A 20,176-nucleotide genomic window follows, 5' to 3' on the forward strand; every position below is an offset into this window, starting at 1 on the left:
GTCACAGGATCAAATCACGCAGTTCATCAGGCATGGCGCCCGGTTGTTGAATAGCAGCAAGGTCAGCGACAGACACCGCGTTCCATGCATCCTCGTCCCACAATTGGAACTTGTTCAGTTGGCCCACCAGCATCGCTTTCTTATCAAGCTTGGCGTATTCGCGCAGACGCGGTGGAACCAGAAAACGACCACTGCCGTCGAGTTCGAGGTCGACGGCATTACCAATCAATAAACGCTGCAGGCGACGGTTCTCTTCGCGAAGCGAAGGGAGTGCGCGCAACTTGGTTTCAATGATTTCCCACTCGTCGAGCGGGTAGACACACAGGCACGGATCAACGGCATCAATGGTCACGATCAATTGGCCGGAACTACGCGAAACGAGCTCGTCACGGTACCGGCTCGGCATGGCGAGACGGCCCTTTGCATCGAGACTGATAGCGTTAGCTCCGCGAAACACGTCAGCGTTTCTCCAATTTTTATCGTTTTGAGCTCAAAAAACCCACTTCATGCCACTTTCCGCCACTTGCGCACACTATAGGAATGCGCCCACCACACCGTCAAGGCGCGGATCAAAGGAAAACCCTTACAGAACGGAGATTTAGGAGCTTAAAAGGAGGGGTAACGACAAATTGGCGGACACTTTTGACCAATAAATTGATGCAGCACTGAAAGCTGCGCTCGGAAGTTAAAGTAATTTGTTAAGAGTAAGATTTTTTCGGTATTACAAAAGCGCTTCTGCTGTTGATTGAAGCAAGGTGGGAAATGGCTATTACTGCATTTGCCGCTGCCGGACTTTAGCGCAGGCCTGCCGATAATAACCAGCCCTGATGCCATTGATTCAAGCAGGGAAAGAAAAAGGTGGAGAGTCGATCTGTAAGCCGGGTTCTGTCTTGAACAGTCATTCGTCTACGATGGCCATCACTGGACATCTTTAGCAACCTACCCGGTCCCAGCGCGGGCCACGCCTTGGGACCCTATTTGGTCTTGCTCCAAGTGGGGTTTACCTAGCCACGAACTGTTGCCAGACGTGCGGTGCGCTCTTACCGCACCTTTTCACCCTTACCGGCGCCGAAGCGCTTAGGCGGTTATTTTCTGTGGCACTTTCCGTAGGCTCACGCCTCCCAGGCATTACCTGGCACTTCGCCCTATGGAGCCCGGACTTTCCTCCCCCCCCTAATTTTCATAGAGGGCAGCGACTGTCCGATCGACTCTCCGCCGCGCAGGTTAACGGCAGAGCGCCCGAAGAACAAGCGCTAATAGCCGTGAAACCCGTCTGCGCGACGGGTTACTCGCCCTTCTGCTGTTCCAGTGCGACCTGATACAGCACGTTTTTGCGCTCGCCGGTGATTTGCGCGGCCAGAGCGGCGGCACGCTTGAGCGGCATCTCTTCGAGCAACAGATTGAGCACGCGCTTCGCTTCGCTGCTGACGGCGTCTTCGGACTCCGGTGCAGACCAGCCGGCGACCAGCACCACACACTCGCCGCGCTGCTGGTTGCTGTCGGACTCGACAAACGCACGCAACTCAGCCAGCGGCAACCCCTTAAGCGTCTCGAAAGTCTTGGTGATTTCCCGGGCCAGCAATGCCTGACGCTCTCCACCGAACACGGCTTCCATGTCCTGCAGGCATTCGAGAATACGATGCGGGGCCTCGTAGAAAATCAGCGTGCGCGGCTCTTCCTTGACCGCTTCCAGGCGCGCCTTGCGCCCTGCCGACTTGGCCGGCAGGAAGCCTTCGAAGATGAATCGGTCGGAGGGCAGGCCCGCCGCCGACAGCGCCGCGATCAAAGCACAGGCGCCCGGCACCGGCACCACATTGATCCCCGCCGCCCGCGCCTGACGCACCAGGTGGTAACCCGGATCGGAAATCAGCGGCGTCCCCGCATCGGAAATCAACGCGACGTTATCGCCCGCCAGCAAACGGGTAATAAAGCGGCTACCTTCATCACGTTCGTTGTGTTCGTGGCAGGCGGCCAACGGCGTGGCAATGCCGAAGTGCTGCATCAACCGCGCCGAGTGCCGTGTGTCTTCGGCGGCGATCAACGCCACTTCGCGAAGGATTTTCAGAGCCCGGGCGCTGATGTCGTCCAGGTTGCCGATGGGCGTCGCCACCACATAAAGCGAGCCAGCAGCGGAATTCAAAGGACCTGGAGCAGTCAAAGCGCACACCTCGTGTTCGGTAAAAGCCGGCATTGTAGCGCGTCACGAGGCTTGCGAACCGTATGAGCCAAGCGCGGTTTTGCACGCAGTTGTGCGCCGCTGCAACATTTACTCCAGCTAAATTGATTGATTCACGCCAGTAACATCGCGCCCCGGCCAGTGCTTGGGTACAATTCCACGCTAATTTGATCGAGTATCAGGAACACTTACATGATCGCTTGCCTGCGGCTGTTCACTGCCCTCTGCCTCGCTGCCTTGCTGGCGGCCTGCGCCAGCTCCCCTTCCTCCAGCCTTGGCGAACTTCCACGGACTCCGGATGCCAGCATCGAGCAACTGCTCGAACAGGCTACTCAGGCCAAGACGCCGGAAAAAGCCGCGCTGTTGCGCTTGAGCGCGGCAGACCTGGCATATCGCCAGGGCAACGCCGGCCAGTCCGCGCAGATCCTGCAACAAGTGCCGATGGAGCAGTTGAAGCCAGGCCAGCAGATCTTCGCCAGCACCCTGTCCGCTGAGCTGGCGATGACTCGCAATCAGCCGAAAGCCGCGCTGACGGCCCTGAGCCATCCGAGCCTGCAGCATCTGAGCGAAATGCCGGAAGACCAGCAAGTGCGCACCGGCACCGTGCATGCCCGCGCACTGGAAGCCGATGGCCAGACCCTGGCTGCGGCTCGCGAGCGCATCTTCATCGCGCCAATGCTCAAAGGCGAAGCCGCGAGCAAGAACCACGAAGCGATCTGGACCCTGATCGCCTCGCTGCCAACCGATCAACTGCAACCCAATACCTCCGACGATCTCGGTGGCTGGATGGGCCTGGCCCTGGCAGTGAAAACTGCCGGCACCCTGGAACAGCAGCAAGCCGCAATCGATACCTGGCGCGCACAGAATCCAAAACACCCCGCTGCGATCAACCTGCCGCTGCCCCTGACCAAACTCAAGGAACTGGCCAGCCAGCCCCTGAGCAAGATCGCCCTGCTGCTGCCGCAAGACGGCCCACTGGCCTCGGTCGGCAAGGCCCTGCGTGAAGGTTTCATGGCGGCGCACTATCAAGCGCAACAGGCCGGCCAGAAGCCGCCCGCCATCGAGTTCTACGACAGCTCCAAGCTGACCTCGATGGACGAGTTCTACCGCAAGGCTCAGGCTGACGGCGTGCAACTGGTGGTCGGCCCGCTGGAAAAACCGCTGGTCAAACAACTGAGCACCCGTCCGCAACTGCCGATCACCACCCTCGCATTGAACTACAGCGAAGGTGATCAAGGTCCGGCGCAACTGTTCCAGTTCGGCCTGGCGGCTGAAGACGAAGCCCGCGAAGTTTCGCGTCGTGCCCGCGCCGACGGCCTGCACCGCGCGGCGATCATGGTGCCGAAAGGCGAATGGGGCGACCGCGTACTGCGTGCGTTCAGCCAGGACTGGCAGGCCAATGGCGGCAGCATCGTCGCCACCGAACGTGTCGATCAGCCGGTGCAACTGGCCCAGCAGATCGCCGACATGTTCCAGCTGCGTCAGAGCGAAGCCCGCGCCAAGAGCCTGCAGAACGCCGCTGGCACCAACGTAGCCGCGCAGCCGTCGCGTCGTCAGGACATCGAGTTCATCTTCCTCGCAGCCACCCCGCAACAGGCGCAGCAGATCAAGCCGACCCTGAACTTCCAGTACGCCGGTGACGTTCCGGTGTACGCAACGTCCCACGTCTACAGCGCCAGCGGCGATGTGAACCAGTACAACGACATGAACGGTGTGCGCTTCTGCGAAACCCCGTGGTTGCTGGAAGCCAATGACCCGCTGCGCCAGCAAGTCACCGCGCAATGGCCACAAGCGGCCGGCAGCCTCGGCCGCCTGTACGCCATGGGCGTCGATGCCTACCGTCTGGCACCGCGCCTGGGTCAGTTGAAGGCGCTGCCGGACAGCCGCATCGAAGGTCAGTCGGGCAGCCTGGGCATGACCCAGACCCAACGCGTCGTACGTCAGTTGCCATGGGCGCAGTTCGTCAACGGTCAGGTTCAGCGCCTGCCGGACACCCCGCGCTGATGCCCGACGGCTCGCACCTGCAGAGCGGCAAGGATGCCGAGCGCCAGGCGCTCGAGCATCTGCAACACCACGGTCTGCGCCTGCTGGCGCAGAACTGGTCATGCAAACGGGGCGAGCTTGATCTGGTCATGCTTGATGGCGATACAGTAGTATTCGTCGAAGTCCGCTACAGAAAAAACACTCAATGGGGTGGCGCGCTCGCTAGCATCGATGAGCGCAAACGGCAAAAACTGATTTTCGCCGCACAGTATTTTCTTCAGCGTGAGTCACGCTGGGCCGACTCCCCTTGCCGCTTCGACGTGGTGGCCATCGACAGGCACCCGGATCAATTGAACTGGTTGCAGAATGCGTTCGATGGTTGATTCTCTGCACACCACCCCGGACACTTTCACCGACAATTTTTGCTCTTTGCTTTGCGGGCTGCACATTCACGTGCCGAACAGCCGCGCTACTTAAGGTCACACAGATGGACATGCAATCCCGAATTCGCCAGCTTTTCCAGGCCAGTATCGACACCAAGCAACAGGCGATGGACGTACTTGCACCGCACATCGAGCAAGCCAGCCAGATCATGGTCAACGCCCTGCTCAACGAAGGCAAAATGCTTTCGTGCGGCAACGGCGGCTCTGCCGGCGACGCCCAGCACTTCTCCTCGGAGCTGCTCAACCGCTTCGAACGCGAACGCCCAAGCCTGCCGGCCATCGCCCTGACCACCGACAGTTCGACGATCACCTCGATCGCCAACGACTACAGCTACAACGAAGTGTTCTCCAAGCAGATCCGCGCACTGGGTCAACCAGGCGACGTATTGCTGGCGATTTCGACCAGCGGTAACTCGGCCAACATTATTCAGGCGATCCAGGCCGCACATGATCGCGAAATGATTGTCGTAGCATTGACTGGCCGCGATGGCGGCGGCATGGCTTCGCTGCTGCTGCCTGAAGATGTCGAGATTCGCGTACCGGCCCATGTCACTGCACGTATTCAGGAAGTCCATCTGCTGGCGATCCATTGCCTCTGCGATCTGATCGACAGCCAACTGTTCGGGAGTGAAGAATGACCCCTAATCGCCTTGGCCTTCTGGCCTTGACCCTGTGCCTCGGCATCAGCGGCTGCACCTCGGTGGTGAATGCCAGCCGTGAAGCGCCGATTGAAGACGACCGCGGCACCCGAACCTTCGGCAGCAAAATCGACGACTCGCTGATCGAGACCAAAGTCGGCGTCAACGTGGCCAAGGCCGACCCCGGCCTGGACAAGGACTCGCATATCGTCGTCACCAGCTTCAACGGCGTGGTGCTGCTCGCCGGCCAGACGCCGCGCGAAGACCTCAAGGCCAAGGCTGAACAGGCCGCCGCCAACGTCCAGCGCGTGAAGAAGGTGCACAACGAGCTGCAAGTGATTGCGCCGTCGAGCTTCCTCGCCCGCCAGAACGACGCCTGGCTGACCACCAAGATCAAGACCCAGATGCTGACCGATGCCAGCATTCCCGGCTCGCGCATCAAGGTCGTGACCGAGAACGGCATCGTCTACCTGCTGGGCCTGCTGACCAAGCAGGAAGCCCAACAAGCGACCAACCTGGTGCAGAGCGTTTCCGGTGTGCAGAAAATCGTGAAGCTGTTCGAATACATCGACTGATACGCGACGAGCAGACACAAAAAAGGCGATCCATCCGGATCGCCTTTTTTATTACTTCACCACTTTCAGGCTTGGCCGGCCGCTTGGGCGCGGCGGCTCGCTGCCCGGTGGCGGCAAGTCGTCATCGGGTTCGATATCGTCTTCGTCATCCATCGGCGACTCGAGATCGAACACCATGCCCTGCCCGTTCTCCCGGGCGTAGATGCCCAGAATCGCGCTGATCGGCACATACAGACTGTGCGGAACGCCACCAAAGCGACCCTCAAAGGTCACCACGTCGTTGTCCATGTGCAAGTGACGCACGGCGCTGGGCGAAATGTTCAGGACAATTTGCCCGTCACTGGCGAAGCCCTGCGGCACCTGCACTGCCGGGTATTCGGAATTGACCAGCATGTGCGGGGTGCAATCGTTATCCACAATCCACTCGTAGAGCGCGCGGACCAGATAAGGTCGACTGGAGTTCATAGCGGCTCCTTAAGCCTTAGCGCATATCGCGTTCGACGCCAGACAGACTCGCCTGGAAAGCCTCACGCGCAAACTGGCGCTCCATATAATCAAGCAGCGGCTTGGCCGGCCGCGGCAGTTCAATACCCAGAATCGGCAAACGCCAGAGTATTGGCAATAGGCAGCAATCCACCAGACTTTGTTCCTCACTGAGGAAAAACGGCTTGTCGGCAAACAGCGGCGACACGCCCGTCAGGCTTTCACGCAATTCCTTACGCGCCACGACACGCGCGGCCTCCTTGGACTTGGGATCAAGAATCAGATCCACCAGACCACACCAGTCGCGCTGAATACGGTGAATCAGCAGACGACTGTTGGCACGCGCCACCGGATAAACCGGCATCAGTGGCGGATGCGGGTAACGCTCATCCAGATATTCCATCACCACGGTCGACTCCCACAACGCCAGGTCGCGATCGACCAGTGTCGGGAGACTGCCGTAAGGGTTCACCTCAATCAGTTTAGGCGGCTGGCGACCAGCTTCCACGTAAATGATTTCGGCGCTGACACCCTTCTCTGCAAGCACGATGCGCACTCGGTGGGAATAGTGGTCGGCGGGGTCGGAGTAACAGGCCAACCGATTGGTCACGCCCATGGCGATCCTCCTCGCTTGTTGAAATTATCGGAACCGGAAAAACGCGCGCGCCCAGAGGGCGCCTCCCGCAATGTCTGGCGAACCAGACCTTGCGTTATCGGAGGAACCCTTGGGCGCGCGCGATTAACAGCAATGCTTGAAGCGTATCAGTGCACGTCTTTCCAGTATTCACGCTTGAGCAGGTAGGCGAACACAAAGAAGAACGCCAGGTACAGCAAGACGTAAGTACCGATGCGCTGATGTTGCAGCTTAACCGGGTTAGCCGAGTAAGCCAGGAAGGTTACCAGATTCTTGACCTTCTCATCGAACTGCTCTTCGTTCAGAGCACCGGATTTCGGCACGATGGTCAACTGATCGCACGCTTCATGGGTCAGCGGCGTACCGGTCAGCGGATCGTATTGCTTCTTGCCGTCCTCGACGATCTGCACTTGCTTGCAGCCAACCACCTGGCGACCTTGCAGGCCGACCAGCACGTTAGGCATGCCGACGTTCGGGAAGACCTTGTTGTTCACGCCCCAAGGACGTGCCGGATCTTCGTAGAACGAGCGCAGGTAACCGTAGAGCCAGTCAGTACCACGCACGCGAGCCACCAAAGTCAGGTCCGGCGGAGCAGCACCGAACCAAGTCTTGGCGTCCGCCGGCTGCATGCCGATGTTCATGTGGTCGCCGATCTTGGCGCCAGTGAACACCAGCTTCTCGAGCATCATTTCGTGGGGAATACCAAGATCATCGGCAACCCGCTCGTAACGCTGGAACTTGGCACTGTGGCAACCCATGCAATAGTTGGCGAAGGTCCGCGCACCATCTTGCAGAGCAGCCTTGTCGGACACGTCGATATCGACTTTTTCCAGCTCCGGACCACCGTGTTCAGCGGCGAAAGACAGCACAGGCAGAGCAGCAAAAATCAGAGCAAAAAATAACTTTTTCATCAGCCAGTCACCCTTTCCGGAACCGGTTTGGTCTTCTCGAGCCTGGTGTAGAACGGCATCAGAATGAAGTAGGCGAAGTACAGGAAGGTGCAGATCTGCGACACCAGCGTGCGCTCCGGCGTCGGGGCCAGTACGCCCAGAATGCCGAGAATCACGAAGGAAATGCAGAACACCACCAGCCAGATTTTGCTCATCCAGCCCTTGTAACGCATCGATTTGACCGGGCTGCGATCCAGCCACGGCAGCACGAACAGCATGGCAATCGAGGCGCCCATGGCGATCACGCCCATGAGTTTGTCCGGGATCGCACGCAAGATCGCGTAGAACGGTGTGAAGTACCAGACCGGTGCAATGTGCTCAGGCGTCTTGAACGGGTTGGCTTGCTCGAAGTTTGGTTTTTCGAGGAAGTAGCCGCCCATTTCCGGGAAGAAGAACACGATAAAGCAGAAGATGAACAGGAACACCACTACGCCGACGATGTCTTTCACGGTGTAGTACGGATGGAAGGCAATGCCATCCAGCGGGACACCGTTTTCGTCTTTGTGCTTCTTGATGTCGACGCCATCAGGGTTGTTCGAGCCGACTTCGTGCAGCGCCAGAATGTGCAGCACCACCAGACCAAGAATCACGATCGGCAGCGCGACGACGTGCAGGGCGAAGAAGCGGTTCAGGGTAATCCCGGAGATCAGGTAGTCACCACGAATCCACTGGGTCAGGTCGTTGCCGATCACCGGAATCGCACCGAATAGCGAGATGATCACCTGGGCACCCCAGTAGGACATCTGACCCCAAGGCAGCAGATAACCCATGAAGGCCTCGGCCATCAGCGCCAGGTAGATCAGCATGCCGAATACCCAGACCAGTTCACGTGGTTTCTGGTACGAACCGTAGAGCAGGCCACGGAACATGTGCAGATAGACCACGATGAAGAACGCCGAAGCGCCAGTGGAGTGCAGCAGACGCAGGATCGAGCCGTACTCGACATCGCGCATGATGTATTCGACGGAAGCGAACGCCTCTTCTGCCGACGGCGTGTAGCTCATCGTCAGCCAGACACCGGTGACGATCTGATTGACCAGCACCAGCAGCGCCAGCGAGCCGAAGAAATAGAAGAAGTTGAAGTTTTTTGGCGCGTAATACTTGCTGAGATGGTCTTCCCACATTTTGGTCGCAGGGAAGCGCGCATCCACCCAATCCATGAACTTGCTCATCACGCTTTCTCCGTATCGACGCCAATGACAATCAGGTCATCGGTCTCATAGGAATGCGGGGGAACTGGCAGGTTCAAAGGCGCGGGTTGCGACTTGTAGACGCGGCCAGCCAGATCGTAGTGGGAGCCGTGGCAAGGGCAGAAATAGCCACCGACCCAGTCTTTACCCAGATCTGCAGGCGCCACTTCGGGACGGAAGGTTGGTGAGCAACCCAAGTGAGTGCAGATCCCGATCAGCAGGAGAATTTCCGGCTTGATCGAACGCACTTCAGGGTCGACATAGGTGGGTTGCGTGGAGTTCTTGGAAGTCGGATCGGAGAGCTGGCCCTCGATCTTCTTGAGATTCCCCAGGATTTCCGCAGTACGGCGGACAATGAACACCGGCTGGCCGCGCCACTCGGCAATCATCTGCTGTCCTGGCTCGATCTTGCTGACATTCACTTTCACCGGTGCACCGGCGGCTTTCGCCTTGGCACTGGGAAACCATGACCCCACGAACGGGACCGCAGCCCCCACCGCTCCTGCAGCACCCACCACGGATGTGGCTGCTACCAAGAAGCGACGCCGGCCTGCATTCACGCCGTCATTGCTCATTCAGTCCTCTCCCATCAGCTTTGTGGCCTGTTAAATCAGGCATCTACTAAATAAATCAATGTTACTTATAAAAATTTTGCCGAGATGGTAATGAAAAGCCCCAATTCTGACAAGGGAATTACCCGGAGCTCATACCCTCAAGCCTTGCAGTATAGGGGGTCTACGAATGTGGCAAGTTGTCACAGCGCAATTCTTTTGATAAATCGCAGGCATAAAAAAACGCCCGGTTCCGTGAGGAATCGGGCGTTCTTTTTTGAACGTGGAAACGAATTAACGCTTCGAGTACTGCGGACGCTTACGCGCTTTACGCAGACCAACTTTCTTACGTTCAACTTCACGGGCGTCGCGAGTAACGAAGCCAGCTTTGCGCAGAGCGCTACGCAGGGTTTCGTCGTAGTCCATCAGAGCGCGAGTGATGCCGTGGCGGATTGCGCCAGCCTGACCACTTACACCACCACCGATGACAGTGACGTAGATGTCGAACTTCTCGACAGTCTCGGTCAGTTCCAGCGGCTGACGAACTACCATGCGGGCAGTTTCGCGGCCGAAGAACGAGTCCAGGGAGCGGTTGTTGATGGAGATGTTACCAGTACCCGGACGCAGGAAAACGCGTGCGGTTGCGGTCTTGCGACGGCCAGTGCCGTAATTTTGAGTCGCCGACATAATGAACTATTCCGTTAAATCTTCAGTTCTTGGGGCTGCTGAGCAGTATGAGGGTGTGCAGCGCCCGCATAGACTTTCAGCTTACGGTACATGTCACGACCCAGCGGGTTCTTAGGCAGCATGCCTTTAACCGCGGTCTCGATCACGCGCTCAGGGGCTTTGGCGATCAGCTTTTCAAAGTTGATCGACTTGATGCCGCCCGGGAAACCGGAGTGGGAGTAGTACATTTTGTCAGTGGTTTTAGCGCCGGTTACACGGATCTGCTCGGCGTTGATTACGACGATGTAGTCGCCGGTGTCAACGTGAGGAGTGTACTCAGGCTTGTGCTTGCCACGCAGACGGCTCGCGATTTCGGTGGCCAGACGACCCAGGGTCTGACCAGCAGCGTCGACGACAAACCAGTCGCGCTTTACTGTTTCCGGTTTAGCAGTAAAAGTTTTCATTCTTTATAGCCTCAGGGGCCGCCTGTAAATAAGACGGCGGATCTTACTGAATAGTGCGTACTTTGACAAGTCAAAGGCAGCCGGATACAGACGCTTTCGGGGGCTCGGGTCGGCGCGTCCGTTCAACGGCAAGATTCTTCGGCGGCGGCGCATCACTTCCACTGCAGAAAGAGGTCGGCAATTATGCAGATTGCGAAAAAATTTTCAACCTGCTTTTATGATTGTTTTGCCCAAGGAGCACCCGATGGACTATCGCCAGCTAGGCCGTACCGACCTGAACGTGAGTGCAATCTGCCTCGGCACCATGACCTGGGGCGAGCAAAACACTGAAGCTGAAGCCTTCGCCCAGATCGAACAGGCCAAGGAAGCCGGGATCAATTTCATCGACACCGCCGAGATGTACCCGGTGCCGCCGAAAGCCGACACCTACGCCACCACCGAGCGCTACATCGGCAATTATTTCAAAAGCCGTGGTGATCGGGCCGACTGGATCCTCGCCAGCAAGATCGCCGGCCCCGGCAACACCATCGACTACATCCGCGACAAAAACCTGCGCCATAACCGCCAGCACATCACCGCCGCGGTGGATGCCAGCCTCGAGCGCCTGCAGACCGATTACATCGACCTTTATCAATTGCACTGGCCAGAGCGCAGCACCAACTTTTTCGGACAGCTGGGCTACAAGCACAAGATCGAGGCCAACCTGACGCCGCTCGAAGACACCCTCGAAGCGCTCGACGAACAAGTGAAGGCCGGGAAGATCCGCCACATCGGGCTGTCCAACGAGACGCCGTGGGGCACCATGCGTTTCCTAGCCCTGGCCGAGGCCCGTGGCTGGCCGCGTGCGGTGTCGATCCAGAACCCGTACAACCTGCTCAACCGCAGCTTCGAAATCGGCCTGGCGGAAATCGCCATCCGTGAACAGTGCGGCCTGCTCGCCTACTCGCCGCTGGCGTTCGGTTTCCTGTCCGGCAAGTACGAAGGTGGCGCTCGCCCACCGAAAGGTCGCCTGAGCCTCTACAGCCGCTTCAGCCGTTATTTCAACGCGCAATCGGAAGCTGCCTGCAGCCGCTATGTGGCATTGGCCCGTGAACACGGCCTGGATCCGGCGCAAATGGCGCTGGCGTTCGTCACCCAGCAACCGTTCGTCACCAGCAACATCATTGGTGCGACGACGCTTGCGCAACTGGACAGCAACATTGCCAGTTTTGATCTGAAACTTTCCGATGAAGTGCTGGCAGGGATCGAGGCGATTCACAAGGATCATCCGAACCCGGCGCCTTGATCGACCGCTAAAAGCTTCGCGAGCAAGCCCGCTCCCACAAAGATCACTCCGTACCTGTGGGAGCGGGCTTGCTCGCGAAAGGGCCTGTCAATTCACTGCAAAGCTCACAACGAGCGCGCAATGATCTCCTTCATGATTTCATTGGTGCCGGCATAGATGCGCTGCACGCGCGCATCCGCCCACGCCCGGGCCACCGGGTATTCCCACATGAAGCCGTAGCCGCCATGCAACTGCACGCACTCGTCGAGCACCTTGCATTGCAGGTCGGTGCCCCAGTATTTGGCCATCGCCGCTGTCGGAACGTCGAGCTTGCCCTGCAGATGCAGCTCCAGGCACTTGTCGACAAATACTCGGCCGATCTGAATCTCGGTAGCCATTTCCGCCAGTTTGAAGCGGGTGTTCTGGAAGTCGGCAATCGCCTTGCCGAACGCCTTGCGATCACGGGTGTAATCCAGCGTCCATTTCAGCGCAGCTTCGGCTGAGGCCAGACCACCGATCGCTACCGTCAGTCGCTCCTGTGGCAATTCCTGCATCAAATAGGCAAATCCCGCCCCGGCCTGACCCAACAGGTTTTCTTTCGGTACGCGCACGTCCTGGAAGAACAATTCCGACGTGTCCTGAGCCTTCATTCCGACCTTCTCCAGGCGTTTGCCCTTCTCGAAGCCCGGCGTATTCGCCTCTACCACAAACAGGCTAGTGCCCTTGGCACCGGCCTTCGGATCAGTCTTGGCGACGACGATAACCAGATCAGCGAGGAAGCCGTTGGTGATGAAAGTCTTGGAGCCGTTGATCACGTACTCGTCGCCATCCAGCACCGCCGTGGTCTTGACCCCTTGCAGGTCGGAACCGGCACCCGGTTCGGTCATGGCAATCGCACTGACCATCTCGCCAGAGACCAGTTTCGGCAGGTATTTGTGCTTAAGCGCTTCGCTGCCGTAATGCAGGATGTACGGTGCGACGATGTCCGAATGCAGCGAAAAGCCGATACCGGTCAGACCCAAGCGACCGACTTCTTCGATCACCACCGCGCTGTACAGAAAGTCCGCGCCCAGGCCGCCGTATTCTTCCGGCAGGTGTGAGCAGAGCATCCCCGCCTCCCCGGCCTTGTTCCACAGCTTGCGGTCGATGTGGCCTTGTTTCTCCCATTGCGCATGGAACGGGACAGCCTCTTTTTCGAGGAAGGTTCGTACGCTGTCGCGGAACAATTCGTGCTCGGAGCTGAACAAGGTTCTGGGGATCATGCGGCACCTTTCATTCTTGTTGGAGGGATATGACCTTCAGAGACTAAGCCTCACCTCCGACACAGGACACTGGACACATCCGACAAAAAATAAGACGATCCAGCCGTCTGGTGACCACTTTCCCTTATAAAAACAAAACAAAAGTTGAATTATGTCCAAGCAAGTCTCCACGCCCTTGCGGCGCGTCAGCATCCTGGCAATCGACCGGGTTTTCGCATCCACTCTCATGCAGGCCAAGGATTTCTTCCATCTGGCCAGCCTGCGTTACGGCAAACAACTGGGCCACGGCCTGACACCGGCGTTTGAAACCCGCCTGGTCAGCCCCGACGGCAAACCGGTGAACAGCTTCAGTGACGTGATGATGCCGGTGGACGGCGGCCTGGAAAACGCCGACGTCATCATCCTCCCGGCGTTCTGGGACGACTTTGAAACCCTGTGCGGCCGTTATCCACAGATCCTGCCATGGCTGCGCGAGCAGCATGCCCGCGGCGCCGTGCTCTGCGGCGAAGCCACCGGGGTATTCTGGCTGGCCGAGGCCGGACTGCTCAATGGCAAGGAAGCGACCACCTACTGGCGTTTCTTCAATGCCTTCGCCGAGCGCTTCCCCAAGGTGTACCTCAATCAGGACAAGCACCTGACCGACGCTGACAACCTGTATTGCGCCGGCGGCACCACTTCGGCCTGCGATCTCTATATCTACCTGATCGAACGCTTCTGCGGCGCCAACGTGGCGCAAGCCGTGGCCCGCGACATTCTGTATGAAGTGCAGCGCAGTTATTCGCCGGGTCGCATCGGTTTCGGCGGGCAGAAGCTGCACCAGGACGTGATCATCCTGCAGATCCAGCACTGGCTTGAAGAGCATTTCGCCGACAAGTTCCGCTTCGAAGACGTGGCCCGCGAGCACGGCATGAGCATCCGCAACTTCATGCGCCGCTTCCAGACCGCGACTGGTGACAAGCCGCTGCACTACCTGCAACGGTTGCGTATAGAGACCGCCAAGGGCTTGCTGTCCGGCAGCCGCAAGAGCATCAAGACCATCAGTTATGAGGTCGGTTACGACGATGCGAGCTTCTTTGCGCGGCTGTTCCGCCAGCACACCGAGCTGTCGCCGAACCAGTATCGGCAGCAGTTTCAGCAGGCTGCGTAGCTTTTGAACGACACAAGGACTCCTGTGGGAGCGAGCTTGCTCGCGAAAGCATACTTTCAGTCGGCATCTATTTAGCTGACACACCGCATTCGCGAGCAAGCCCGCTCCCACAGGGGTACTGCGTCGCATAAAAAAAGGCCTGCAATTGCAGGCCCTTTTTGTATTCCGAAGCTGTTTAAGGCTTGTGCGCCCGCGACAGGAATTCGTGCGATTGCATCTCCAGCAGACGGCTGAGCGTACGCTGGAATTCGAACGTCAGGCGTCCGCCGGTGTACAGGTCTTTCAACTCGACTTCGGCAGAAATGATCAGCTTGACGTTACGGTCGTAGAACTCGTCGACCATGTTGATGAAACGCCGGGCGATGTCGTCGGTGGTGACGCTCATCTGCTCGACGCCGCTGAGCAGCACCGCGTGGAAGATCTTGCCCAGCTCGATGTAGTCGTTCTGGCTGCGCGGACCGTCGCACAGTTCGCGGAAGTCGAACCAGGCCACGTCGTCGCAGGTGCGCAGGGCACGGATTTCGCGGTTCTCGATGATCAGCACATCGTTTTCCACCGCTGCCGTGCATTCCGGCGTCAGGGCCTTGAAGCTCTTGCGCAGGCTTTCATGGGCGGCTTCGTCCAGCGGATAGTGGAACAGCTCCGCTTGTTCGAGGTGGCGCAGACGGTAGTCGACGCCGCTGTCGACGTTGACGATTTCGGTGTTCTGCTTGATCAGTGCAATGGCCGGCAGGAACCGCGCGCGCTGCAGACCGTCCTTGTACAAGCCGTCCGGGACGATGTTCGAGGTCGCGACCAGGGTCACGCCGTTCTTGAACAGCTCTTCCATCAGCGTGCCGAGGATCATCGCGTCGGTGATGTCCGAGACGAAGAATTCATCGAAGCAGATCACTCGCGACTCGGTCGCGAAGCGCTTGGCGATGATGGTCAGCGGGTTTTTCTCGCCGCCGAGGGTTTTCATCTCTTCGTGCACACGCTTCATGAAGCGGTGGAAGTGGGTGCGGGTCTTTTCCTTGAACGGCAGCGCTTCAAAGAAGGTGTCGACCAGGTAAGTCTTGCCGCGACCCACACCGCCCCAGAAGTACAGGCCCTTGACCGGCGTCTGATCCTTCTTGCCAAACAGCTTGCCCAGCAAACCCGGCTTATTCTGCTCAGCCGCGATCAGGTCGTCGTACAGGCGCTGCAGATGACGCACGGCAGTTTCCTGCGCGGCGTCATGGAAGAAGTCCGGGCGTTTCAGATCAGCTTGGTATCGTTCTAGGGGCGTCATAATTCGTTAGCAAGGCAACAAAAACGGGCCGTCACTGTAGCGACGGCCCGTAGGAATGGCAATCAGCCCTTGGTCGGGCCGCGCCGCGGATTAGTCCTGAACCGGGGTCAGCGCAACGCGCAGAGCCTCGATGGCCGCGTCCCGCGCAGCAGTATCGGCGAACGCCGGGCTGTCGCCAACGCACTCGCCTTCCAGCCACACGCTGAAGCTCAGGTCTTGATTGCGAATGTCCAGCGCCTGACCGGCCTGCAGTTGCTTGGTCACTTGGCCGGCGGTTTTGCCGTCGGCAAAGTTGCGCGACAGCAATAGTTGCTCGCCATCAGCCGCCAGCAGACGGAAGCGGAAGCTGCCGTCGTCTTCACGGAAGCTCACGAAACGTGCAGCTTTCACGGCTTTCTTTTTGGTGGTCGCCGCGACTTGCACCTGATTGACGAACGAACGCAGGCCGACCGCTTCACGCAGTTCGTTGAGGAACGGCGTCGCCACCGCACGAGCCTTTTTCGCGCCGTGTTGCAGGATGTCTTCCAGATCCGCCGGGCGCTCGATCAACTGGTGGTAGCGCTCGCGGGACTCGCCCAGTTCATTGTCGAGCAACTGGAACAGACGATTCTTCGCCTCGCCCCAACCCAGACCGCCGAGCAGTTCACTGCGGAATTCGTCCGCCTGCGCCGGTGTGGCGAACGCCTGGAACAGGGTGAACAGGTGCGAGTTGTCCGGATCTTTGGCTTCGCCCGGCGCTTTGGAGTCGGTGACGATCCGCGAGATCGCGTCCTTCATCTCTTTGGCGCTGGAGAACAGCGGGATGGTGTTGTCGTAGCTCTTCGACATCTTGCGCCCGTCGAGGCCGGGCAAGGTCGCCACGCTCTCCTCGATCAGCGCCTCAGGCATGGTGAAGAACTCTTTGCCTTGGCCGAACAGGTGGTTGAAGCGCTGGCCGATGTCGCGGGCCATTTCCACGTGCTGGATCTGGTCACGACCGACCGGGACCTTGTGCGCGTTGAACATCAGGATGTCCGCCGCCATCAGCACCGGGTAGCTGTAGAGACCCATGGTGATCCCGGCATCCGGGTCTTCACCGCTCTCGACGTTCTTGTCCACCGAGGCCTTGTAGGCGTGCGCCCGGTTGAGCAAGCCTTTGGCGGCGACGCAGGTCAGCAGCCAGGTCAGCTCGGGGATTTCCGGGATGTCGGACTGGCGATAGAAGGTCACACGGTCGACATCCAGGCCACCGGCCAGCCAGGTCGCGGCGATTTCCAGACGCGAGCGCTGGATGCGCAGCGGGTCATCGCATTTGATCAAGGCGTGGTAGTCGGCCAGGAAGTAGAACGAATCGGCATTGCTGTCGCGGCTGGCGAGAATCGCCGGGCGGATGGCGCCGGCGTAGTTGCCCAGGTGCGGCGTGCCGGTGGTGGTGATGCCGGTGAGGATACGGGTACGGTTCGTCATGGGTAATCGCTTGTCAGACTGCAATCAATTCGAGAGACGCGGCAGGATCAGATCCTTGAGATCGGTCAGCTTGCCATGAAAAAAGTGTCCGCATTCTGCCACTTTCAGCAGCTCATGGGGGCGCTGGAGTTTTTCCGACCAGTCGTAGACCAACTGCGGATCGATCACTTCGTCGGTTTCCGGCTGGATCACGGTCAGCTCGCCGTGCTGTGGCAGTTGATCCTGATCGCCCAGGCGCATCACCGCCGGCGCGACCATAAACAACTGCTTGAGCTGCACGCCTTGGGCTTCGAGACGACCGCCGAGACTTGCTGCAACAAATCCGCCGAAGGAGAAACCGAACAGCGTCAGCGGCAGCTCCGGATGCTTTTCCAGTAGCCATGCTGCGGCAGCCTGAGCGTCGTCGACTTCACCGCTGCCCATGTCGTGGGAGCCTTCGCTGGCACCGACGCCGCGATAGTTGAAGCGCAAGGTGATCAAACCTGCGTCGCGCGCAGTGCGCTGCAGGGTCGAGACGACCTTGTTGAGCATGGTGCCGCCCTGCACCGGGTTTGGATGGCAGATCAGCGCGATGCCGACTGGCTGCTCGTTATCGAGGTACAGCGCCTCGATTTGGCCGACTGGGCCGGCAATCACTACAGGGGTTTCACGCATCAGCAAGGAAGGAACTCCGTGACCTCGAATCGGGTCGACTCGTCTAGCAAATTGTCTGTGCCAATCTATTGCGAGTGAATCGCGGTATACAGCGCAGGTTCGAGCCGTTAACGTAAAGCAAAGCCGTTTATAGAGGAAGGACTCGTGGAACACTCGCTCTTAGTTTGGTTGTTACCGACTCTTGCCCTGGTTGTGGGTGTCGCCATTGGATTCCTGATCGCTCGCGTCGCACCGAATGCCGCGCCGAGCCGCACGCAGCGTCAACTGGATGATATCCAGGAGCGTTTCGACAGCTATCAAAACGAGGTGGTCACTCACTTCAACAGCACCGCGACGCTGGTCAAGAAGCTGACCCAGAGCTATCAGGAAGTGCAGGATCATCTCGCCGAGGGTGCCAACCGCCTGGCCCTGGACGAGCAGACCCGTCAACGCCTGATCGCCGCTTTGCACGCCGATGCCGCGCAGGCACCGCGCGAACGCCTGACGCCGCCGCGCGATCAGGAGCCGCCACGCGACTACGCACCGAAAGCCCCGAACTCGCCGGGCATGCTCGATGAGCATTATGGCCTGAAGAAGTAATCAGTCTTCGCTGCAAGCAAAAAGCCCCCGGACAATTCGGTTGTCCGGGGGCTTTTTTTGTATCTGATGATTTGAGGGTGTTGGTCCGGCCCCTTCGCGAGCAAGCCCGCTCCCACAGGGTCATGTGGTGAACGCAGATTCTGTGAACAACACCCATCCCTGTGGGAGCGGGCTTGCTCGCGAAAGGGCCAGCACGGGCAATCCAAAAAAATGCCCGGTCACAAGACCGGGCATTTCTTCACTCAAGCATTCACTTACGGATACTGCTGAACCGTCCCCGGCTGTTGCTGCTGACCACCATACTGCTGACCCGGAATCGCTTTCAGGTTGACCTCGACGCGGCGGTTCTGCGCACGGCCATTGACGTCGCCGTTGCTGGCAATCGGGTTATCCGGGCCGGCACCACGGGCGCTCAGGTTGGCACCGCTGACACCTTGCGAGGTCAGGTAGGTCGCTACGCTCTGCGCACGACGCTGGGACAGGTCCATGTTGTGCTGACGGCTGCCGGTGCTGTCGGTGTAGCCGACGATTTCGATCTGGTTCTGGTTGAACTCTTTCAGCGAGTTCGCCAGGTTGTTCAGCGGCTGGTAGAAGCTTGGGGCGATGTTCGCCGAATCGGTGGCGAAGGTGATGTTGCCTGGCATGATCAGCTTGATCTGATCGCCCTGGCGCTGCACTTCAACCCCGGTGTTGGCCATGCTGGCGCGCAGCTTTTTCTCTTGCTGGTCGGCGTAGTAACCGTAACCGGCCGCCGAGGCACCAACGACCGCCGCGCCGATCAAGGCACCCTTGCCACGGTTGTTGTGGTCGATGGCGGCACCCGCCAGGGCGCCGGCCAGCGCACCGAGACCGCCATACTTGGCGGTTTTGCTCATGCCTTGCGAGCCACCGTCGGCCTGCCCCTGATTGTCATACGGGTTGGGCGAGGCGCAGCCGGCCAACATGGCCACAGCGGTAGCAACAATAATCAAACGAGGCGTGGTGAACATGAAGAGCTCCTGGTTTTTTTCGCATTCTGTGTGGCAGCGGCCCTAGGCAATAGACCTGTGCGGGCGTTGGATCATGACAATGCCGAAAAATTCCGCTGCACACTCGTGACAAAATGTTTAGGCGCGCACGAACGGGTTTTCCCGCATTTCATCTCCGAGACGCGTGTCCGGGCCATGCCCGGCAACCACGATTGCGTCTTCGTCGAGGGTGTACAGCCGCTGCTTGATCGATCGCACGATGGTCGCCTGATCGCCGCCCCACAAATCCGTGCGCCCTACCCCGCGACGAAACAACGTGTCGCCGGCAATCAACAGCTTAGCCTCGGAAAACCAAAAGCTCATGGAACCGGGCGTATGTCCCGGCGTATGCAGCGCCACGCCGCAGCCGCAGGCCAGTTCTTCATCGTCGCTCAACCAGCGATCCGGCGACGGCACCGGCGTGTAGGGCACACCGAACATCTGGCATTGCATTTCAAGGTTGTCCCACAGGAACTGGTCTTCCTTGTGCAGATGCAGGGTTGCGCCGGTCTTTTCCTTCATCTGCCCGGAGGCGAGGAAATGATCGAGATGCGCGTGGGTGTGGATGATGCTGACCACTTTCAGACCGTGGGCATCGAGGCGCGCCATGATCAGATCGGGGTTGCCGCCCGGATCGACGACGATGGCTTTTTTAGTGATCGGGTCGCCGATGATCGTGCAGTTGCATTGCAGCGGGCCGACAGGGAAGGTTTCGCGGATGAGCGCAGGCGCTGGAACAGTCATGGGGCAATCCTGATCAATATTCGACGGCGGCGAAAACCGCTGATGCCGAA

22 protein-coding genes and 1 other RNA gene are annotated in these 20,176 nt (G+C 59.0%); 7 read left to right on the forward strand and 16 right to left on the reverse strand.

Annotation, left to right across the window (positions count from 1 at the left end; translation table 11 throughout):
- Nucleotide 1: 1 nt before the first annotated feature.
- The 3 genes from mraZ to rsmI form a co-directional block, all read right to left on the reverse strand.
- Nucleotides 2-457 (reverse strand): division/cell wall cluster transcriptional repressor MraZ, encoded by a 456-nt coding sequence (mraZ, locus tag QMX91_RS06065; RefSeq protein WP_282412412.1) that lies wholly within the window; start codon nucleotides 455-457, stop codon nucleotides 2-4.
- A gap of 401 nt (nucleotides 458-858) precedes the next feature.
- Nucleotides 859-1,212: RNase P RNA component class A (rnpB, locus tag QMX91_RS06070), an RNA gene on the reverse strand.
- 73 nt (nucleotides 1,213-1,285) lie between these two features.
- On the reverse strand, nucleotides 1,286-2,191 hold the full coding sequence (gene rsmI, locus QMX91_RS06075) for a 16S rRNA (cytidine(1402)-2'-O)-methyltransferase (RefSeq protein WP_282412413.1): 906 nt from the start codon (nucleotides 2,189-2,191) through the stop codon (nucleotides 1,286-1,288).
- Nucleotides 2,192-2,368: 177 nt separating this feature from the next.
- On the opposite strand from rsmI, the gene QMX91_RS06080 reads away from it, so the two are divergent.
- From QMX91_RS06080 to QMX91_RS06095, 4 genes are all read left to right on the forward strand, one after another.
- Complete coding sequence (locus QMX91_RS06080) at nucleotides 2,369-4,180, forward strand: penicillin-binding protein activator (RefSeq protein ID WP_003228032.1); 1,812 nt, start codon at nucleotides 2,369-2,371, stop codon at nucleotides 4,178-4,180.
- Nucleotides 4,180-4,542 (forward strand): YraN family protein, encoded by a 363-nt coding sequence (locus QMX91_RS06085; protein ID WP_027612188.1) that lies wholly within the window; start codon nucleotides 4,180-4,182, stop codon nucleotides 4,540-4,542. The genes QMX91_RS06080 and QMX91_RS06085 overlap by 1 nt, the downstream gene beginning before the upstream one ends.
- Before the next feature lie 104 nt (nucleotides 4,543-4,646).
- Nucleotides 4,647-5,240 (forward strand): phosphoheptose isomerase, encoded by a 594-nt coding sequence (locus QMX91_RS06090; RefSeq protein ID WP_007961622.1) that lies wholly within the window; start codon nucleotides 4,647-4,649, stop codon nucleotides 5,238-5,240.
- On the forward strand, nucleotides 5,237-5,815 hold the full coding sequence (locus tag QMX91_RS06095; RefSeq protein ID WP_007961621.1) for a BON domain-containing protein: 579 nt from the start codon (nucleotides 5,237-5,239) through the stop codon (nucleotides 5,813-5,815). Before QMX91_RS06090 ends, QMX91_RS06095 begins: the two co-directional genes overlap by 4 nt.
- Before the next feature lie 51 nt (nucleotides 5,816-5,866).
- On the opposite strand, the gene QMX91_RS06100 is transcribed toward QMX91_RS06095, so the two are convergent.
- The 7 genes from QMX91_RS06100 to rplM all read right to left on the reverse strand — a co-directional run bounded on the left by QMX91_RS06100 (nucleotide 5,867) and on the right by rplM (nucleotide 10,753).
- Nucleotides 5,867-6,280: a ClpXP protease specificity-enhancing factor gene (locus tag QMX91_RS06100; protein WP_027612189.1), complete on the reverse strand. Its 414-nt coding sequence runs from the start codon at nucleotides 6,278-6,280 to the stop codon at nucleotides 5,867-5,869.
- Nucleotides 6,281-6,296: 16 nt separating this feature from the next.
- Entirely contained in the window at nucleotides 6,297-6,914 is a 618-nt protein-coding gene (locus QMX91_RS06105; protein WP_007961620.1) for a glutathione S-transferase N-terminal domain-containing protein, read from the reverse strand.
- A 146-nt stretch (nucleotides 6,915-7,060) separates the two neighbouring features.
- Nucleotides 7,061-7,843, reverse strand: coding sequence for a cytochrome c1 (locus QMX91_RS06110; RefSeq protein ID WP_007917027.1), 783 nt, complete (start codon nucleotides 7,841-7,843; stop codon nucleotides 7,061-7,063).
- Nucleotides 7,843-9,054, reverse strand: a complete 1,212-nt coding sequence (locus QMX91_RS06115) for a cytochrome bc complex cytochrome b subunit (RefSeq protein ID WP_096797145.1) — start codon at nucleotides 9,052-9,054, stop codon at nucleotides 7,843-7,845. The genes QMX91_RS06110 and QMX91_RS06115 overlap by 1 nt, the downstream gene beginning before the upstream one ends.
- On the reverse strand, nucleotides 9,054-9,647 hold the full coding sequence (gene petA, locus QMX91_RS06120) for a ubiquinol-cytochrome c reductase iron-sulfur subunit (protein ID WP_003228055.1): 594 nt from the start codon (nucleotides 9,645-9,647) through the stop codon (nucleotides 9,054-9,056). The genes QMX91_RS06115 and petA overlap by 1 nt, the downstream gene beginning before the upstream one ends.
- A gap of 270 nt (nucleotides 9,648-9,917) precedes the next feature.
- Nucleotides 9,918-10,310 (reverse strand): 30S ribosomal protein S9, encoded by a 393-nt coding sequence (rpsI, locus tag QMX91_RS06125; protein WP_007961615.1) that lies wholly within the window; start codon nucleotides 10,308-10,310, stop codon nucleotides 9,918-9,920.
- Nucleotides 10,311-10,324: 14 nt separating this feature from the next.
- On the reverse strand, nucleotides 10,325-10,753 hold the full coding sequence (gene rplM, locus QMX91_RS06130) for a 50S ribosomal protein L13 (protein WP_003228062.1): 429 nt from the start codon (nucleotides 10,751-10,753) through the stop codon (nucleotides 10,325-10,327).
- A 244-nt stretch (nucleotides 10,754-10,997) separates the two neighbouring features.
- Here rplM and QMX91_RS06135 point away from each other — a divergent pair, with 244 nt between their 5' ends.
- Nucleotides 10,998-12,038 (forward strand): NADP(H)-dependent aldo-keto reductase, encoded by a 1,041-nt coding sequence (locus tag QMX91_RS06135; protein ID WP_282412414.1) that lies wholly within the window; start codon nucleotides 10,998-11,000, stop codon nucleotides 12,036-12,038.
- A 104-nt stretch (nucleotides 12,039-12,142) separates the two neighbouring features.
- On the opposite strand, the gene QMX91_RS06140 is transcribed toward QMX91_RS06135, so the two are convergent.
- On the reverse strand, nucleotides 12,143-13,279 hold the full coding sequence (locus tag QMX91_RS06140; RefSeq protein ID WP_003228064.1) for an acyl-CoA dehydrogenase family protein: 1,137 nt from the start codon (nucleotides 13,277-13,279) through the stop codon (nucleotides 12,143-12,145).
- 250 nt (nucleotides 13,280-13,529) lie between these two features.
- Here QMX91_RS06140 and QMX91_RS06145 point away from each other — a divergent pair, with 250 nt between their 5' ends.
- Complete coding sequence (locus QMX91_RS06145) at nucleotides 13,530-14,426, forward strand: GlxA family transcriptional regulator (RefSeq protein ID WP_171061848.1); 897 nt, start codon at nucleotides 13,530-13,532, stop codon at nucleotides 14,424-14,426.
- Between the two features lie 175 nt (nucleotides 14,427-14,601).
- On the opposite strand, the gene zapE is transcribed toward QMX91_RS06145, so the two are convergent.
- From zapE to QMX91_RS06160, 3 genes are all read right to left on the reverse strand, one after another.
- Nucleotides 14,602-15,696, reverse strand: coding sequence for a cell division protein ZapE (gene zapE / locus QMX91_RS06150; RefSeq protein WP_041074841.1), 1,095 nt, complete (start codon nucleotides 15,694-15,696; stop codon nucleotides 14,602-14,604).
- 90 nt (nucleotides 15,697-15,786) lie between these two features.
- Complete coding sequence (locus tag QMX91_RS06155) at nucleotides 15,787-17,142, reverse strand: tryptophan--tRNA ligase (protein WP_282412415.1); 1,356 nt, start codon at nucleotides 17,140-17,142, stop codon at nucleotides 15,787-15,789.
- A gap of 24 nt (nucleotides 17,143-17,166) precedes the next feature.
- Entirely contained in the window at nucleotides 17,167-17,796 is a 630-nt protein-coding gene (locus tag QMX91_RS06160) for an alpha/beta fold hydrolase (protein WP_097086289.1), read from the reverse strand.
- A 144-nt stretch (nucleotides 17,797-17,940) separates the two neighbouring features.
- On the opposite strand from QMX91_RS06160, the gene QMX91_RS06165 reads away from it, so the two are divergent.
- A complete protein-coding gene (locus tag QMX91_RS06165; protein ID WP_027612195.1) occupies nucleotides 17,941-18,375 on the forward strand; it encodes a DUF1043 family protein in 435 nt (144 codons plus the stop codon).
- Nucleotides 18,376-18,629: 254 nt separating this feature from the next.
- On the opposite strand, the gene QMX91_RS06170 is transcribed toward QMX91_RS06165, so the two are convergent.
- A complete protein-coding gene (locus QMX91_RS06170) occupies nucleotides 18,630-19,364 on the reverse strand; it encodes an OmpA family protein (protein ID WP_007961595.1) in 735 nt (244 codons plus the stop codon).
- A gap of 117 nt (nucleotides 19,365-19,481) precedes the next feature.
- Nucleotides 19,482-20,126 (reverse strand): MBL fold metallo-hydrolase, encoded by a 645-nt coding sequence (locus tag QMX91_RS06175; RefSeq protein ID WP_027612196.1) that lies wholly within the window; start codon nucleotides 20,124-20,126, stop codon nucleotides 19,482-19,484.
- Between the last annotated feature and the right edge of the window lie 50 nt (nucleotides 20,127-20,176).

It is taken from the genome of Pseudomonas sp. PS01299 (assembly GCF_029960145.1).
Classification (GTDB): domain Bacteria; phylum Pseudomonadota; class Gammaproteobacteria; order Pseudomonadales; family Pseudomonadaceae; genus Aquipseudomonas; species Aquipseudomonas putida_A.

What these genes read in the sequence shown, in the direction of transcription:
- QMX91_RS06170 (WP_007961595.1), bottom strand. Translation starts at nt 19,364, where the DNA reads ATGTTCACCACGCCTCGTTTGATTATTGTTGCTACCGCTGTGGCCATG.
- QMX91_RS06115 (WP_096797145.1), bottom strand. Translation starts at nt 9,054, where the DNA reads ATGAGCAAGTTCATGGATTGGGTGGATGCGCGCTTCCCTGCGACCAAA.
- QMX91_RS06105 (WP_007961620.1), bottom strand. Translation starts at nt 6,914, where the DNA reads ATGGGCGTGACCAATCGGTTGGCCTGTTACTCCGACCCCGCCGACCAC.
- QMX91_RS06175 (WP_027612196.1), bottom strand. Translation starts at nt 20,126, where the DNA reads ATGACTGTTCCAGCGCCTGCGCTCATCCGCGAAACCTTCCCTGTCGGC.
- petA (WP_003228055.1), bottom strand. Translation starts at nt 9,647, where the DNA reads ATGAGCAATGACGGCGTGAATGCAGGCCGGCGTCGCTTCTTGGTAGCA.
- QMX91_RS06135 (WP_282412414.1), top strand. Translation starts at nt 10,998, where the DNA reads ATGGACTATCGCCAGCTAGGCCGTACCGACCTGAACGTGAGTGCAATC.
- QMX91_RS06160 (WP_097086289.1), bottom strand. Translation starts at nt 17,796, where the DNA reads ATGCGTGAAACCCCTGTAGTGATTGCCGGCCCAGTCGGCCAAATCGAG.
- QMX91_RS06100 (WP_027612189.1), bottom strand. Translation starts at nt 6,280, where the DNA reads ATGAACTCCAGTCGACCTTATCTGGTCCGCGCGCTCTACGAGTGGATT.
- QMX91_RS06095 (WP_007961621.1), top strand. Translation starts at nt 5,237, where the DNA reads ATGACCCCTAATCGCCTTGGCCTTCTGGCCTTGACCCTGTGCCTCGGC.
- QMX91_RS06080 (WP_003228032.1), top strand. Translation starts at nt 2,369, where the DNA reads ATGATCGCTTGCCTGCGGCTGTTCACTGCCCTCTGCCTCGCTGCCTTG.
- rpsI (WP_007961615.1), bottom strand. Translation starts at nt 10,310, where the DNA reads ATGTCGGCGACTCAAAATTACGGCACTGGCCGTCGCAAGACCGCAACC.
- zapE (WP_041074841.1), bottom strand. Translation starts at nt 15,696, where the DNA reads ATGACGCCCCTAGAACGATACCAAGCTGATCTGAAACGCCCGGACTTC.
- QMX91_RS06090 (WP_007961622.1), top strand. Translation starts at nt 4,647, where the DNA reads ATGGACATGCAATCCCGAATTCGCCAGCTTTTCCAGGCCAGTATCGAC.
- QMX91_RS06140 (WP_003228064.1), bottom strand. Translation starts at nt 13,279, where the DNA reads ATGATCCCCAGAACCTTGTTCAGCTCCGAGCACGAATTGTTCCGCGAC.
- rplM (WP_003228062.1), bottom strand. Translation starts at nt 10,753, where the DNA reads ATGAAAACTTTTACTGCTAAACCGGAAACAGTAAAGCGCGACTGGTTT.
- rsmI (WP_282412413.1), bottom strand. Translation starts at nt 2,191, where the DNA reads ATGCCGGCTTTTACCGAACACGAGGTGTGCGCTTTGACTGCTCCAGGT.
- QMX91_RS06085 (WP_027612188.1), top strand. Translation starts at nt 4,180, where the DNA reads ATGCCCGACGGCTCGCACCTGCAGAGCGGCAAGGATGCCGAGCGCCAG.
- QMX91_RS06155 (WP_282412415.1), bottom strand. Translation starts at nt 17,142, where the DNA reads ATGACGAACCGTACCCGTATCCTCACCGGCATCACCACCACCGGCACG.
- QMX91_RS06110 (WP_007917027.1), bottom strand. Translation starts at nt 7,843, where the DNA reads ATGAAAAAGTTATTTTTTGCTCTGATTTTTGCTGCTCTGCCTGTGCTG.